The sequence below is a fragment of the Lentibacillus juripiscarius genome, assembly GCF_042685205.1.
Classification (GTDB): domain Bacteria; phylum Bacillota; class Bacilli; order Bacillales; family Amphibacillaceae; genus Lentibacillus; species Lentibacillus juripiscarius.
Map to the genome: position 1 here is coordinate 179,314 of NZ_JBHUNA010000009.1, position 15,298 is coordinate 194,611.

The 15,298-nt window shown below is 45.9% G+C and carries 15 protein-coding genes and 1 pseudogene; 1 reads left to right on the plus strand and 15 read right to left on the minus strand.

What is annotated here, in order from left to right; translation table 11 throughout:
* Positions 1-1,175, minus strand: a pseudogene (locus tag ACFSUO_RS05880) (DAK2 domain-containing protein); the annotation flags it as partial.
* Positions 1,176-1,255: 80 nt separating this feature from the next.
* Complete coding sequence (locus ACFSUO_RS05885; protein ID WP_382392020.1) at positions 1,256-1,618, minus strand: Asp23/Gls24 family envelope stress response protein; 363 nt, start codon at positions 1,616-1,618, stop codon at positions 1,256-1,258.
* 322 nt (positions 1,619-1,940) lie between these two features.
* Between ACFSUO_RS05885 and rpmB the strand changes: the two genes are divergently transcribed.
* On the plus strand, positions 1,941-2,129 hold the full coding sequence (gene rpmB / locus ACFSUO_RS05890; RefSeq protein WP_382392022.1) for a 50S ribosomal protein L28: 189 nt from the start codon (positions 1,941-1,943) through the stop codon (positions 2,127-2,129).
* Between the two features lie 444 nt (positions 2,130-2,573).
* On the opposite strand, the gene spoVM is transcribed toward rpmB, so the two are convergent.
* The 13 genes from spoVM to remA form a co-directional block, all read right to left on the minus strand.
* Positions 2,574-2,657, minus strand: a complete 84-nt coding sequence (gene spoVM / locus ACFSUO_RS05895) for a stage V sporulation protein SpoVM (RefSeq protein WP_382392260.1) — start codon at positions 2,655-2,657, stop codon at positions 2,574-2,576.
* A gap of 45 nt (positions 2,658-2,702) precedes the next feature.
* Positions 2,703-3,356, minus strand: coding sequence for a thiamine diphosphokinase (locus ACFSUO_RS05900; RefSeq protein ID WP_382392024.1), 654 nt, complete (start codon positions 3,354-3,356; stop codon positions 2,703-2,705).
* Positions 3,356-4,012, minus strand: coding sequence for a ribulose-phosphate 3-epimerase (gene rpe / locus ACFSUO_RS05905; RefSeq protein ID WP_382392026.1), 657 nt, complete (start codon positions 4,010-4,012; stop codon positions 3,356-3,358). Before rpe ends, ACFSUO_RS05900 begins: the two co-directional genes overlap by 1 nt.
* A gap of 1 nt (position 4,013) precedes the next feature.
* Positions 4,014-4,895 (minus strand): ribosome small subunit-dependent GTPase A, encoded by an 882-nt coding sequence (gene rsgA / locus ACFSUO_RS05910; protein WP_382392028.1) that lies wholly within the window; start codon positions 4,893-4,895, stop codon positions 4,014-4,016.
* Positions 4,896-6,911: a Stk1 family PASTA domain-containing Ser/Thr kinase gene (gene pknB, locus ACFSUO_RS05915; protein WP_382392030.1), complete on the minus strand. Its 2,016-nt coding sequence runs from the start codon at positions 6,909-6,911 to the stop codon at positions 4,896-4,898. It abuts the gene before it with no gap.
* The gene (locus ACFSUO_RS05920; protein ID WP_382392032.1) at positions 6,911-7,666 is read right to left on the minus strand and encodes a Stp1/IreP family PP2C-type Ser/Thr phosphatase; all 756 of its coding nucleotides are present in this window, start codon (positions 7,664-7,666) and stop codon (positions 6,911-6,913) included. Before ACFSUO_RS05920 ends, pknB begins: the two co-directional genes overlap by 1 nt.
* A gap of 53 nt (positions 7,667-7,719) precedes the next feature.
* A complete protein-coding gene (gene rsmB, locus ACFSUO_RS05925) occupies positions 7,720-9,066 on the minus strand; it encodes a 16S rRNA (cytosine(967)-C(5))-methyltransferase RsmB (RefSeq protein ID WP_382392034.1) in 1,347 nt (448 codons plus the stop codon).
* Positions 9,067-10,011: a methionyl-tRNA formyltransferase gene (gene fmt, locus ACFSUO_RS05930; RefSeq protein WP_382392036.1), complete on the minus strand. Its 945-nt coding sequence runs from the start codon at positions 10,009-10,011 to the stop codon at positions 9,067-9,069.
* A gap of 47 nt (positions 10,012-10,058) precedes the next feature.
* Positions 10,059-12,467, minus strand: coding sequence for a primosomal protein N' (priA, locus tag ACFSUO_RS05935; RefSeq protein WP_382392038.1), 2,409 nt, complete (start codon positions 12,465-12,467; stop codon positions 10,059-10,061).
* The gene (gene coaBC, locus ACFSUO_RS05940) at positions 12,464-13,672 is read right to left on the minus strand and encodes a bifunctional phosphopantothenoylcysteine decarboxylase/phosphopantothenate--cysteine ligase CoaBC (RefSeq protein ID WP_382392040.1); all 1,209 of its coding nucleotides are present in this window, start codon (positions 13,670-13,672) and stop codon (positions 12,464-12,466) included. The genes priA and coaBC overlap by 4 nt, the downstream gene beginning before the upstream one ends.
* 96 nt (positions 13,673-13,768) lie before the next feature.
* A complete protein-coding gene (gene rpoZ / locus ACFSUO_RS05945) occupies positions 13,769-13,972 on the minus strand; it encodes a DNA-directed RNA polymerase subunit omega (RefSeq protein WP_382392042.1) in 204 nt (67 codons plus the stop codon).
* On the minus strand, positions 13,969-14,589 hold the full coding sequence (gene gmk / locus ACFSUO_RS05950) for a guanylate kinase (RefSeq protein ID WP_382392262.1): 621 nt from the start codon (positions 14,587-14,589) through the stop codon (positions 13,969-13,971). The genes rpoZ and gmk overlap by 4 nt, the downstream gene beginning before the upstream one ends.
* A gap of 11 nt (positions 14,590-14,600) precedes the next feature.
* Positions 14,601-14,867: an extracellular matrix/biofilm regulator RemA gene (gene remA / locus ACFSUO_RS05955; RefSeq protein WP_382392044.1), complete on the minus strand. Its 267-nt coding sequence runs from the start codon at positions 14,865-14,867 to the stop codon at positions 14,601-14,603.
* Positions 14,868-15,298: the final 431 nt, after the last annotated feature.

Genomic DNA, 15,298 nt, shown 5'->3' on the forward strand with positions numbered 1-15,298 from the left:
GGCAAGATCAGCACGTTTTCCGCATTGGCTTCCTGGATGGCTTCGGCAATATCCTGTGTACTCGGATTCATTGTCTGGCCACCCTCGATAACGACTGTTGCACCAAGACTTTCAAACAGCTGATTGATGCCGGACCCCATTGCCACCGTCACAATCGCGTAGGCCGCTTTTTCTTTCGGTGCTTCATTTTGCTCATTGTCACCGACAATTGCTGTATGCTGGTCACGCATGTTTTCGATTTTCATATTGGTCAGGCTGCCAAATCGCTGGCCTAGTGTCATGACTTCACCTGGATACTCCGCATGTACATGGACTTTGACAAGTTCCTCATCCGACACGACGAGCAATGAATCACCATGCTTGCTCAATTCATTTCGGAAATTTTCCTCATCAAACGGGTTCTCTTTCAGCTTGTCCGCTTCAAACCGGACCATAAATTCCGTACAGTAGCCATATACGATTTCAGAAGTATCCATGAAATCCTGGGCAATTTTGTGGTGCTCAGCATTGACCATTTCTTCCATTTCTATTTCATCTGCATCCTTTGCGGGCACTTCCTCACCTTTCATGGCAGCCAAAAATCCTTCATAAATCGTGACGAGTCCTTGTCCGCCAGAATCAACGACACCCACCTCTTTCAGGACAGGCAGCAAATCCGGTGTGCGCTTTAAGGACGCTTTAGCCTCCTGCACGACTTTCTCCATTAAAGCGATTACATCATTTTCTGTTTCCGATTCAACGACTGCTGTTTCAGCTGCATCTTTGGCAACTGTTAAAATGGTTCCCTCAACTGGTTTCATAACCGCCTTGTACGCGGTAGCGACACCACTGTCAAAGGCATTGGCTAAATCCTTAGCAGTCAGCGTTTCGTTCTGCCCCATTCCTTTGGCAAAACCGCGGAATAATTGCGACAGAATAACTCCCGAATTGCCTCGTGCTCCCATTAGAAGCCCTTTTGCAAAGGAGTTGGCAACATCTGAGACGTTGTCGCTGCTTAATTTTTTCACTTCATCTGCGCCAGAAGTAATGGATAAGTTCATATTTGTGCCGGTATCCCCGTCCGGAACCGGAAAAACATTCAATGCATCTATCTTTTCGGCATTGTTTTTCAAATGGTGTGCACCTGACAGTACCATTTTCGTAAACATTGAACCGTTTACTGTTTCTGATGTCACAATTTTTCCTCCTTCATAACTGCAATACCCATAAGCATGTGCTGCAGACAGGTGTGCTGCAGCAGGCCTATGTTACCTATTTAATCCCGGGCAACACGGACACCCTGGATATAAATGTTGACGGAATCAACCTCAAGCCCCAATGATTTGCTCAACGTATATTTTACTTGTGACTGCACATTATGGGCAACTTCAGAGATTTTTGTTCCATAGCTGACGATGATATACATATCAATGTGAAGACGATTATCAACTTGCCGTACAATAACACCTTTTGAAAAATTTTCTTTCCTTAGAATCTCGGCAATTCCATCTCTGATCTGGCTTTTCGATGCCATACCAACAATTCCGTAGCATTCAACTGCCGCTCCACCGGCAATTGTCGTTATCACGTCATCTGTGATTGTCACTTGACCATCATTTGTATTCAGCTCTATGGACATCATGATCCTCCTTTGATTACCGATCATTATAAGAGGTTGTTCAAAAAGTCCGGTAAAAAAGACACATCGAAATTCTCGGTCCTTTTTATCCTCCTTTTTGAACACACATTATAACAACATTTTACTATACGCGTCCCCATTTTAAAAGCAGACAGACTGCACCATACTATGAATGATTTCCTTTACACAATGAATGATTTCCGCTTATCTGTCAAGTTATTTTTCTTTATAATTATGATATGATAGCAATTGCATTAGCATGTAACTTATGATAAATTAGATAAGTATTATTTGACACACGTGTTTAACAGGAGGGATTGTCATGTCTAGAAAATGTGTCGTTACCGGACGTAAAACCCGCAGCGGTAATAATCGTTCCCACGCTATGAACGCAACCAAACGTAACTATAAGGCGAACGTACAAAAAGTTCGCATTATGGTGGACGGCAAACCGAAACGTGTTAATGTTTCTGCCCGTGCACTGAAATCCGGCAAAGTACAACGCGTTTGATAGAACAAAACCGCCCACATATGACGGATATGCTGCAAAGCCAAACCGTTATAGCCGGGTGATCACGAAAAAGCATCCCCAACTGCCGGATGCTTTTTTTATTTAGGCTGTTTTCTAAAAGATCGTTACTTTTGAATGGATAAAAAAACTGCTATATGCTCTGAGCATCCCGAATACACGTAGACTCCTGCGGGAAGTGCGAGATAGGCAAGACCCCACAGGGCAAAGCCCGAGGAGGCTTGCCACTCGCCCGCGGCAAAGGAGACACTGTGAAAGCGACCAGAGGGAGCTTAGCAGATGTCGCAGTTGTACCCGGAGTGGTGAAAGCGAAGTGTATTTGGGATGCGGAATAAATAACGACAATCTGTACAAATTCGGATGCTTTTTTTATTTAAATCCAAAAAAATAAGCTTCTGCCAGCATTGTGGCAAAAGCTATTCATCATCACTTGCCTTTTCTGAAAGCTCCGGCGACAGCACGAACAAAGCCGCCGATAAATCGTGGGAGTTTAATCGTATAAAATTTCATGAGTTCTCCGCCTCCTCTGTTCGCAAACAAGCTTACAATGGTAGTCTATTGGTCATTGTTCTTTATTATCAATAGTATGCCTTTATGATACGAAAAAGTACCATAATTTGAAATAAGCTTGTTAGAAATACAGAGGGTTGACCCCCAGGCAACCGATGCGTCAGTCAATGGATAGTAAAAGCCTTCCAGTGTCAATCCTTCGACACAGCTTGTGAATGGCACAAAGGATATCGTTGGGTACTGGTTGTCATGACGAACTTCATACCGGCCTGGTTCCACAAGTTCCAGACGGTTTTGCCGGTCTATTATTACCCCTTGTATACCCTGATCCATTATCCTGTGCAGCAGCTGGACGTTAATCAGTTCATGATCAAGACGCCCGCCGGTAACGCCGAATATATAGATCGTCTTGGGAGCCAGCTCATAGGCCTGTTCCAGTGCAATTTCCAAATCGGTCTGATCCTTTTCGGAAGGATACATACGAAATACATTTGCCTTACCTTGCACAATCTCTTTTTCCCCCGCAGTCATTGAGTCAAAATCACCAACAGCATAATCCAGTCTTATAGCAGTTTCTGCCAGTGTCAGTGCTCCTCTGTCTGCACCAATCCATACATCGACTGATTCGTTAAATGCAGCAAGATCAGGAATCAAGTCTCTAGGACCGTTCCCTACAATGGCGACCGTACGCATGTCCATCACACCTGAACGGAGCGGCGGATAGCATCGATTGCCTGCTGCCGGTCAACATGCTTAAAAATTGCGCTCCCTGCCACCAGCACATCTGCCCCGGCATCTGTGCAGGACTTTGCTGTTTCGGCTTTGACTCCTCCATCCACTTCAATTTCAAAGGACAGCCCATCTGCATTTCTCCACCTGGCAACCTGTTCAATTTTATGAATGGTACTCGGGATAAATGACTGTCCGCCGAAACCCGGATTGACTGTCATAATAAGAACCAGATCGATTTCATGCAAAATGTCCCTGATCATCTCCGCCGGTGTGGCCGGATTGATGACAACACCAGCTTTTACGCCGTGCTGTTTGATAAGCTGGACTGTCCGGTGCAAATGCGGTGCGGTCTCTTGATGGACAGTAATAATGGAAGCCCCCGCCTCAGCAAATGCCGGAATGTACTGATCAGGATTTTCAATCATCAAATGAACATCCAGTGGCAATGTCGTATGCGGTTTTATTGATTCCGCAATAAGAGGACCAATGGTGATATTCGGAACAAAGTGTCCATCCATCACATCAACATGAATATAATCTGCCCCGGCCCGTTCCACATCCTTTATTTCTTCACCCAGCTTCGAAAAATCAGCTGACAGAATGGATGGTGCTATTTTCGTCATATTAATACCTCGGCTTTCGTGAATTAATTTCATCCAAAAAACGGATATAGTGTGCATATCGCTGTTCGGCAATTTCTCCATCTTCAACTGCTTGTTTTACTGCGCATTTCGGTTCTTTATAATGATAGCAGCCGCGGAACTTGCAGCCAGGTTCCCGTTCACTTATTTCCGGAAAGCAATCAGAAAGTTCCTCAGCGGAAATGTCTGTTAAATCTAACGTACTGAAGCCTGGCGTGTCGGCAACCAGGCCACCACCAGCTTCCACCAGTTCGACGTGTCTTGTCGTATGTTTTCCACGACCAAGACTTGTCGATATATCATCTGTCTGCAGTTCCAGGGATGGATTAACAGCATTCAAGAGGGACGATTTCCCAACACCGGACTGCCCCGCAACGATTGATACACAGTCTTTGAAATGCTGCTTCAAGAATTCAAAATCACCCAGCTCACGGGCAGATACGAATTCCACCGAATAGCCGATTTGTTGATAAACTGCTTGCCAGTCTAAGAGATCAGCTTCCTCTGATTCAGACAGCAAATCCTTTTTCGTTATTAAAATAACTGGCCGGATGTGTTTCGACTCGATCAGCACAAGGAACCTGTCCAAAAGCAGCGGGTTAAAATCAGGGCGTGCAGCGGAAGTTACAATAATTGCCTGATCAATATTTGCTGCTGGCGGACGGATAAGTGCGTTTTTCCTCGGCTTAATCGAAAGAATGTAGCCTTCTCCCTGTGTGCTTTTGTCAAATTCAACAAAATCACCGACAAGCGGGGTGATATTTTTTTTACGGAAAACACCCCTGCCTCTGCACCGGAAAGTCCCTTCTTCATTTTTCACATCGTAAAACCCGCTTAACGCTTTAATGATTCTGCCTTCCGTCATCTATTCACCCTCTGCATCTTCATAAGAGATTGATTTATCAATAAATAAATTATCGTCACGGTACACTTTGTAGTCAGCAATACTGTCGGGCGCTATCGTCAAGGTTATCGTGAATTCTCTGTCGTCGGAGATGGTATACGTGTCATAAACTTCGGTGATGGTACGGTTCTTATCACCGATATAAATTTTCACCGTCTGTTCTGGAGGTGTATCCGATTCATCATTTTCTCCACTTAGACTATATGGCACTGTAAATGTCACCTGATGGTTCTTTGGCGGCTTTTCTTCAGGACCTGACGATATATACACATCAACCGTATCTCCTTCACTCATTTCCTTGCCAGACTCAGGTTCCTGGCGAATAACCTCACCCTTTGGTACGGTTTCTGAATGTTCATCTTGGATATTAGCCGATAACCCTTGTTCTTTCAAAGTGTCCATCGCCTTTTCTTCGGTCATTCCCTGTAAATTACTTAACTCAATCGGTTTCGGCCCAATGCTGACTTCGAATTTGACGTCTGTTTCACTCGGTTTGACACCTGTTCCTGGAGCCGGACGGATATGCGAAATAATATTGCCTGCAGAAACATTTTTCGAATGGGATTCCTCTGAAGCTACATTATATCCCTGTGTTTCAAGTAGTTGCTTTGTCTGATTATAGTCTTTACCGGTATAATCCTTAAAGGAAACTTCCTCTTCACCCTCACTGACGATAAGTGTGACTGTATCTTCCTCTTTTACCTTCGTTCCAGCGCTTGGGTCAGTACGGATAACAACCCCTTCATCAACTTCTTCCGAATACATCTGTTCACGCTCTGTATCCAAGTTCATATCATGCAAATCGGTAACAGCATCCTCATAAGGCATGGCTGACACATCGGGAATGACAACATCTTTCGGTCCAAATAGTCCCGGGAAGATGAAAAATGACGCTACCCCCGCTGCCAGGAGTACGAACAACAGACCAAGAGATAGAAACCACTTTTTTTTCCGGCTGCGTTTGCCTTTTTTATCAGCCGGCTTTTCAGTGGACTTCTTCTTTTTGCTATTAAATTTCTTTGTGTCTTTTCCCCCAGAATGGGTAATTGTATCAGCCGCGTCATCTTGCTGTATCTGATTGTCTGTAATAATCGGGATGGCTTTTGTTTCTTCCCCTGCTTCTACAGGTGGCTCGTATTTTTCCTCATTTCGTTTATCCGGATCAAGGGCTGTTTCCAATGCTTCTTCCATTTCATAGACGGAAGCATACCGGTGAAATGGATCTTTCGCCGTTGCCCGCAATACTATATTTTCCACGCTCTGAGGAACATTCGGATTGAAGCGTTTTACAGATGGTGTATCATCCTGTAAGTGTTTGAGGGCGATTGAAACCGGTGTCTGACCTGAAAATGGCAAGCGCCCTGTCAGCAGTTCGAAAAGGACAATCCCCAATGAATAGACGTCAGACTTTTTCGTTGCCATTCCTCCGCGTGCCTGTTCCGGTGATAAATAGTGAACAGAGCCAAGAATGGAGTTCGTCTGTGTCAGGGCGGTAGCACTCAAGGCAACGGCAATTCCAAAATCAGTCACTTTTGCTTGTCCATATGTATTAATCAGTATGTTCTGTGGTTTAATATCACGGTGGACGATTTCGTTGGCGTGTGCATGTGCAATGGCGTCGGCAATTTGCTTCATAATATCCAGCGCCTCCTGCACATCGAGCGGGGCGTAATGCTGGATATATTCTTTCAGCGTCATCCCATCCACATACTCCATAACCATGAACAAAATCTGGTCCTCTTCCCCAACATCATAAATACTGACAATGTTCGGGTGGGACAAGCTTGTTGCCGATTGTGCCTCGCGGTCAAACCGGGCTATAAACTCCTCATCATCAGCGTAATCCATCCGCAGTACTTTTATTGCCACATCCCGGTCCAAAATAATGTCTCTGGCAAGATAGACGTTGGCCATCCCGCCGCCGCCAATGGTCTCCTTTATTCTGTACCGTTCATTTAACAGGTGGCCCTCAAGCATTACGTATCACCCGCTTCCGCTGATGAATCATGCTCCAGTATGATGACGGAAATATTATCCTCGCCGCCACGTTCATTAGCCAGGCTGATAAGCTCTTCAGCCATCACGTCACTCGCCAGCTGTTTTTGAAGGTATGTTTCCATCTCATCATCCGGCAGTTTGTTGGTCAGCCCGTCAGAACAGAGCAATAGTTTGTTTCCAGCGCCCCATTCAATAGTCTGAACGTCAGCTGCGGCATGTTCTTCTGTCCCCAGTGCTTTTAGGAGCACATTTTTGCGGGGATGCTCCTCCGCCTCGTCTTTTGTAATTTGGCCTGAACGGACAAGTTCATTAACTAATGAATGATCCTCGGTAACCTGGTGCAAACCGTTCTCTTTCCATACATAACAGCGGCTATCCCCGATATGGGAAATCACCGCATAAGCATCGGTGCAAACTGCCATGACGGCTGTTGTACCCATACCGGCACATTCTTCATGTTCCTGGGAGTGCCTCAATATGGCCGCATTCATATCTGCAACCATTTCGTTCATCCAGGTTTCTATTGCTTCCGGTGATGAAAAGGCTTCTGTTTTTTCCCATTTTTCCTGGACAAAGGTTGTTGCCATTTGACTGGCTACATCACCGGCTTGGTGTCCTCCCATACCGTCTGCAACGATTGCCAGAAGCTCACCATCCCGGTTATAGAAAATGCCACCTGAATCTTCATTATGATTTCGAACCTGTCCCTGGTCTGTCTTAAATACACCTTTCATTCTTTCACCCCTTGCCAGTACAGTGCCTGTGAAACACAGGTACACCAGGCTGTCTACACTCGTTTAATCCTTGTGAGGAAAAATCCATCTGTCGAAAACGTTTGCGGGAATAGCTGCAGTCCAGTTGCTGACTGTCCCGGAGACTGCTGTATCATTGGCGGTAATTCGCCAAAGAACGTTTCATCTAAAACGAATTCCGGGTGTTGCGCCAAAAACGACTCAACTAGATGTTCATTTTCATCTTTATCAACCGTACAGGTACTGTAAATAAGCAGTCCGCCTTTTTTTAGTAAAGGTGCTACTTGCTCCAGTATATCCGCCTGTATCTGTGCCAATTGATGGATGTCCTTTTCCTGTTTATTATATTTGATATCAGGCTTGCCCCGAATGACCCCGAATCCTGAACACGGAGCGTCGACCAGAATCCGATCGAAGCTTTCCTGTTTGTGCTCCGTCTGAAGCTTCCTCGCATCACCCTGTTTGGCATTGATAATGGTCAGCCCCAGCTGATCAGCCTTTTGTCTGATTTGCTTTGCCTTCTTGGCGTGGAGATCATATGCTGCAACAGAGCCTTTGTTCTCCATTTTCTCTGCGGTGTGGGTCACTTTTCCGCCGGGGGCACTGCAAGCATCCAGCACTGCCATGCCGGGTTCCGCTTGAAGCATTTCTGTCACAAGCATGGAACTCTGATCCTGAATGGTCACATACCCTTCGTCAAACAGCCATGTCTTTAAAATATTCCCTTTATCAATGATGATTCCCTGCCCGGAAAACCCAGATTCACGTGTCTCGAATCCCAGTTCGTGCAGTTCATCCATTGCTCTATCACGAGATATTTTCAGAGGTTGCACACGGACCGACATTGGTTTCTGGCTACTGTTAGCATGGCACATATCTTCCGTGACTCGCCAGCCATACATGTCCACCCAGCGTCTAATGAGCCATTCAGGATGGCTCGTTTCGACTGCAAGCCGTTTTGCATCGTCTTCTATTTTGGACGTGTCCGGTACACCATTGCGCTGCACGCTGCGAAGAACCCCATTCACAAATGAGGCAATTCCTTTGTGCCCGCGGTGTTTGGCAATTTCAGCTGCTTCATGGATGATCGCATGATCCGGCACTCTGTCCAAAAACTGCATTTGGTAAACGGACATCCGGAGCAGGTTCCGTATCCACGGCTGTATTTTTTTCTTCGTCTGTAAAAAAGGGCTGAGATAATAGTCGAGCGTGATCTGCATCTGAACAGTGCCATAAACAATCTCTGTCAGCAGTGCCGCATCTTTGGACGGAATGCTCTTGGATTTAATCTCATGGTCAATCAGCAGATGGCTGTAGCCGCTATCCTGTTCAATGCGCGTCAGCAGCTCAACGATGGTCTCCCTCACTTTAAATGATTGCATCTAACCACCCAATACTGTCCCTGTTTTAATTCTATCCTTGGATCCCTGCAGATACTGCCCAACTGTCATGCGTTTTTTTCCTGCAGGCTGTATTTCCGTAATCCGGATGCCTTTCTGATCGCCACAGACGACGACAAATGCTTCCTGGTCGATAATCCGGACGATTTCACCTGGGGTCCCTTCTGTATATGTATGTGTATCTTTCTCTCCCCACCAAATTTTCATGACATTTCCTTCATACGTTGTAAATGCGCCTGGCCACGGATGGAGTCCCCTAATATGATTATAGACTGTATCGCGGGACTTCTGCCAGTCTATTTTTTCCTGTTCGCGTTTAATATTGTATGCAAATGTCACCAAGTCTTCGTTTTGTTTTTCAGGGGTTATGTTGCTGCTGAATATGGCCGGAAGTGTATCAGTCAGAAGGCTCGCGCCAGTTTCTGCCAATTTATCATGCAGTGTTCCAACGTGATCATCCTCCGCAATCGGCACTTTCCGCTGGGCGATAATATCCCCTGCATCCAATTTTTCGACCATGTACATGATCGTGATGCCCGTCTCTTCTTTCCCCTGCAGGATGGCATAATGGATTGGTGCGCCACCACGCAGTTCCGGAAGCAGTGATGCATGCACATTAATACAGCCAAACGGTGGTGTTGTCAAGAGTTCGGCCGGAAGGATTTGTCCATATGCCGCCGTTATAATGATATCAGGCTCGTATGCCAGTATTCGCGCATAGTCATTTTTTATTTTTTCCGGCTGCAGCACCGGCACATCATGTTTTTCCGCCTCTTCCTTCACTGGAGGAGGTGTCATGATTTTTTTTCTGCCTTTTGGTCTGTCAGGCTGTGTTACTGCTAATACAATCTCATGTCCGGATTGGATAAGTGATTGGAGGACTGGCACGGCAAAATCCGGCGTGCCCATAAAAACAATTCGCTTCAATTGGCCGGCGCTCCTTTCTTTTTAAAACTATCTTTACCTGCTCTGCATCAAATCAGCTGGTACGGCTGCATATCGACGGTAATCTGCAGGTCGTCTTTACGCACTTGATCATCAAACTGGCGGATAACCTGTTGGATGGATGCGCGCAGATTCGGTTCTTGCTTATATTTTACCATGCATTGGTAACGGTATCTATCCTTAATCCTCGGAATTGGTGACGGCGTCGGCCCTAACACGACAGTCTCGGTTTGAATATGGTTCCAAAGGCCTTTGGCAATCCGCTGTGCCGTCTGGGCCGCTGTAACGTGGTTCTGATGGGATACCGTTATTAGTGCAAGAAATACAAACGGCGGGTACTGAAATTTCTTCCGCACACGCATTTCATTCTGATAAAACTTCTCATAATCATATTGACTTGCCAGCTCGATACTATAATGTTCCGGCGTATATGTCTGAACAATTACTTCACCGGGCAAATCATGTCTTCCTGCTCGCCCGCTCACTTGTGTTAAGAGCTGGAATGTTTTTTCTGCTGAACGAAAATCAGGCAGATGCAGCATCGAATCTGCTGTCAGTACCCCAACAAGCGTCACATTTTCAAAATCAAGGCCTTTCGCAATCATTTGGGTTCCAAGCAGTATATCTGCCTCTTTATTGGCAAATTGGTTCAACAGCTTTTCATGTGCCCCTTTTCGCCTTGTTGTATCCACGTCCATCCGCAGCACACGTGCTTCGGGGATCAACTTGGTCAATGCTTCTTCAATACGCTGTGTGCCTGTCCCAAAAAAGCGGATCAGATCACTGCTGCAGGAAGGGCAGTAGGTAGGCATCGGTTCCTCATAAGCGCAGTAATGGCATTTTAATTGATTGCTATTTTTATGAAATGTCAAGGCAATATCACAGTGCGGGCATTCCTTCACATGCCCGCACTCCCGGCACATAACAAAGGTGGAGTATCCGCGGCGGTTCAGAAGCAGAACAGTCTGCTCCCCGCGGCTTAGGCACTGCTCCACTTTTTCTTTTAAACTCCGGGAAAACATCGACCGGTTGCCGGCATGCAATTCATTTCGCATATCAACAATTTCCACATGCGGCATTGCTTTGTCATTTGTCCGCTTTGACAGGGTGGACAATTTATAAACGCCTTTTTGTGCACGGGCATATGACTCCAATGATGGGGTCGCGCTGCCGAGGATAACCGGGCATTGGTGGTTCTGCCCCCGGCGTATGGCAACATCCCGGGCGTGATAGCGCGGCTGATCCTCCTGTTTATAGCTATTTTCATGTTCCTCATCAATAATGATAATGCCAATATTCTCGAAAGGTGCGAAAATCGCCGAGCGCGCACCGACTACCACTTGGACTTCCTTCTGATGAATCCGGCGCCATTCATCATATTTTTCACCGTTAGACAAAGCACTATGCATGACAGCCACACTGGATCCGAAACGGCCTTTGAATCTTCGTACCATTTGAGGGGTCAGGGAAATTTCCGGTACCAGTACAATCGCTTCCTGGCCTTTGGCAATCACATCCTGAATCGCCTGCAGGTAAATTTCCGTTTTCCCGCTTCCCGTTACACCATGGACAAGAAAAACATTATGGTGGTTCTCGCGGATATCCTGCTTTATCGGCTCAATAGCCAGTTCCTGCTGTTCTGTCAGTTTCAGTGCTTCCGTTTGTTCAAACGCCTGATCATCGTAAGGGTTCCGGTATATTTCCTTTTGCGACGTTTCCAGAAGCTGCTTGTCTATCAGAGAATTCACCGCAGACCGTGTTGTGCCAAATTTCTTAAGCAAAGCACTCAGTTCCGTCTCGTCCGGTCGTTCGATAAAATAAGCAAGCAGTTCTTTTTGCTTTTTGGCTCGGTTGGATAAATCCCTGTATGCTTCCTCCAGCAAATGTACGTCACGAGATGGTTTGATATACGTAACAAGCTTCCTGGTCACGCGCGACTTGACAAGGTAGTGAACGGTTACATCGCCATCCTGGATTGCCTTCTGCACCTGGTTGTAATGGACGCCGGACGTTTCAATTTCCACGTACGGGACAAAATCCCTTCCAGCAAATAACGACTCAAGCTCCTCAGGCAATGGGGCCTCTGACAACCGTTCGAGTTCTTTTTTATAGTTTGCCTTCAGCACTTGCGGAAGCATCGCCTGGAATGCAGTGATGTATAAGCTAAGCGTGTCTTCAGCAAGCCACCTCCCCAAGTCAAGCAGTTCAGACGTCAAAACCGGTGTCAAATCAAGCACATCAGCAATATCTTTCAGCTTGTCATAAGAAGATTTGCTTGTTTTGCCTGTGACAAATCCCATCACCTTCCTCGGCCCGAATGGCACAATCACACGCATACCTGGCTGAAGCACTTCCTGGAAACGCTCCGGAATTCTATAGTCAAATGTCTGGTTAATGGGGATCGCTGGGACATCAACAATAACGTTCGCGATCATCACTTTTCTCCATCCTTCATGTCACGCAAAATAAAGGTCATAATTCGGTCGGCGATATCCGGTTTGGAAGCCAATGAAACCTCTTCCATTTTTTCATCTCGGTTCACATATGTAACCACATTCGTATCACTGCCAAAACCTGCGCCATCCGCGGCTACGTTATTGATGACAATAGCATCCAATCCTTTTTTCTTAAGTTTTTTGACGCCATAGTCAACAGGATTTTCCGTTTCGGCAGCAAATCCAACCAGAAATTGGTTGGTCTTCCGTTCGGCCAGCGACTGAAGAATATCTGTTGTCCGCTCCATTTCTACATACCAGTCGCCATCATGTTTTTTCATTTTTTCACTATGAACCCGTTTCGGCCGGTAGTCTGCTACGGCAGCAGCTTTTATGACAATATCATTCGATGCGAAGTGTTCATGCATCACATCATGCATTTCGCGAGCGGTAACAACATCAATCCGCTTCACCTTACTGTCCGATAATGAAAGGCTCACCGGACCGGTCACGAGCGTTACTTCTGCTCCCATGCTGCTAGCCGCCTCAGCAAGGGCAAACCCCATCTTGCCGGTTGAACGGTTTGTGAAAAAGCGGACGGGATCAATTGTTTCTTTTGTCGGACCGGCAGAGATGAGTACTTTTTTTCCGGCTAGTAAAGCATGGCGTTTTTGGTGATCCTCCATCGCCGCTATGATGCTTTCCGGCTCTTCCAGACGTCCTTTACCTACATATCCGCAAGCCAGATAGCCGTCACCTGGCTCAATAAAATGGTATCCCCATGATTCCAACTGTTTCATGTTTTTCATAACGGCCGGGTGTGCATACATATGTACATTCATTGCCGGTGCGATATATACCTGTGACTGTGTGGCCAGTAGAATGGTCGATAGCATGTCATCAGCGATGCCATTCGCGACTTTTCCAATAATGTTCGCTGTCGCCGGTGCCAGCAGGGTAATATCGGCCCAGTCGGCCAAATCGATATGGGCTATTTTCGCCGGGTCTTTTTCATCAAACGTGTCGGTATAGACGGGGTTTCTTGATAATGCCTGAAATGTGAGCGGGGATACGAATTTCTGGGCATTGTCCGTCATCACCACCTTTACATCCGCACCAAGCTGGGTCAGCCTGCTCGTCAATGCGCAGGCCTTGTATGCCGCTATTCCGCCTGAAACCCCTAAAAGAATATGTTTATTTCCGATCATCTCTATCCCCCTTTACTGACAGAACCTTTGCGGCTAGACAACCACATTAAAAACGTGAAACCCCCGCAAACAGGTCAAAAGCGAGGGTTGGTATGTTTACTTGCTATCTTCTTTTACAAACAGTTTTCCCGCCTTTATTTCTTCTAAGGCCTGCCCAACGTACTTATTTGATTTCGAATCTTCGACAAGCACGTTTCCCGTGTGCTGCAATTCGCGTGCCCGTTTGGCAGCAATGGTAACAAGTGTGTATTTTGATTTGATGTTTTTCTGCAGATCGTCAATAGACGGTTCCAGCATCATAATTCATCATCCTCCAATAACCGTTTATATTGTTTGGCAATGCGTTCGCGCCTGCAATGTTCACTCTGTATGATGGACTGAACTTTCCTCACCGCGTGATCCACGTCATCATTGACGACAACATAGTCATAGGCATCCATCATTTCAATTTCACCACGAGCTTCTTTCAGTCTCTTCAGAACAGCATTCTGTGATTCAGTTCCCCTGCTCGTGATGCGGGTTTTCAATTCCTCGAGACTAGGCGGGAATAAAAAGATGAAAACACCTTCCGGGAAATTTTCCTTTACTTGCATTGCACCCTGTACCTCAATCTCCAAAAAGACGTCCTTGCCCGCTGCAAGTGTATCTTCTACATATTTTCTTGGAGTTCCGTAGTAATTATTGACAAACTGGGCATATTCCAAAAGCTGATTGTCCGCAATAAGCTGTTCGAATTCTTCGTTTGTTTTGTAAAAATAATCAACACCATCTTTTTCACCCGCACGACGTTCCCTTGTTGTCATGGAGATGGAGTAGGCAAGGTCATCCGCCCGCTTAAAAAGTTCTTTCCTGACTGTCCCTTTCCCGACACCGGAAGGCCCCGACAAAATGAACAAAATCCCGTTTTCATCCATCAGCTTCGTTCCTCCTAGTTGCTTTCATCTATCATTTCCTCGTGACTGATTACACGCTGACCGACTGTTTCAGGCTGCACCGCTGACAGAACAACATGATCACTGTCTGTAACGATAACCGCGCGTGTTCGCCGGCCGTAAGTAGCGTCGACTAATTTTTCATTGTCACGGGCCACTGTGATGATACGCTTGATTGGTGCGGATTCCGGCGAAACAATCGAAATAACCCGATTGGCCGATACAACGTTCCCAAATCCTATATTGATTAATCGTAAACTCAAATTGGCTCCCCCTTAGAATTCTCTCCGGTTTAACGACTCCATTGCTAGGCTATTTGAATCTCTTTTCTCGGCTCTAAAATTCTCTTTTGTAATGCAATGGGATATCCCCAACAAATACTTATTAATGCGTATGAAGAAGAAAAAACATTTTACGCAAGCTTACAGGAATCCACGATAATAATATCTATTATAAAGAAAGCAAACGCCAAAATACAAGCATTTACCCATTATTTTGACCTTGTCCGCGGATTTTACCATTTGTCGCAAGCCAAAAACTTCGCCTATTACTCGTTTGTCCCGTGCCGACAGGAAAGGGATACGCTCAGCTTAATCATCCTATCGATCTTCCTGGCACCGCTATAAAAAATCAACATTTTCCATTATAGTATGTGTTCGAAAAGTTGACAAATTAGAGGAAGGCGTAGTCTGCA

Excerpts from the sequence above, each read along its gene's own strand:
- ACFSUO_RS05920 (WP_382392032.1), bottom strand. The coding sequence starts at position 7,666 with ATGAAAGGTGTATTTAAGACAGACCAGGGACAGGTTCGAAATCATAAT.
- spoVM (WP_382392260.1), bottom strand. The coding sequence starts at position 2,657 with ATGAAATTTTATACGATTAAACTCCCACGATTTATCGGCGGCTTTGTT.
- rpe (WP_382392026.1), bottom strand. The coding sequence starts at position 4,012 with ATGACGAAAATAGCACCATCCATTCTGTCAGCTGATTTTTCGAAGCTG.
- rsmB (WP_382392034.1), bottom strand. The coding sequence starts at position 9,066 with ATGCAATCATTTAAAGTGAGGGAGACCATCGTTGAGCTGCTGACGCGC.
- ACFSUO_RS05900 (WP_382392024.1), bottom strand. The coding sequence starts at position 3,356 with ATGGACATGCGTACGGTCGCCATTGTAGGGAACGGTCCTAGAGACTTG.
- rpmB (WP_382392022.1), top strand. The coding sequence starts at position 1,941 with ATGTCTAGAAAATGTGTCGTTACCGGACGTAAAACCCGCAGCGGTAAT.
- coaBC (WP_382392040.1), bottom strand. The coding sequence starts at position 13,672 with ATGATCGGAAATAAACATATTCTTTTAGGGGTTTCAGGCGGAATAGCG.
- pknB (WP_382392030.1), bottom strand. The coding sequence starts at position 6,911 with ATGCTTGAGGGCCACCTGTTAAATGAACGGTACAGAATAAAGGAGACC.
- rsgA (WP_382392028.1), bottom strand. The coding sequence starts at position 4,895 with ATGACGGAAGGCAGAATCATTAAAGCGTTAAGCGGGTTTTACGATGTG.
- ACFSUO_RS05885 (WP_382392020.1), bottom strand. The coding sequence starts at position 1,618 with ATGTCCATAGAGCTGAATACAAATGATGGTCAAGTGACAATCACAGAT.
- rpoZ (WP_382392042.1), bottom strand. The coding sequence starts at position 13,972 with ATGATGCTGGAACCGTCTATTGACGATCTGCAGAAAAACATCAAATCA.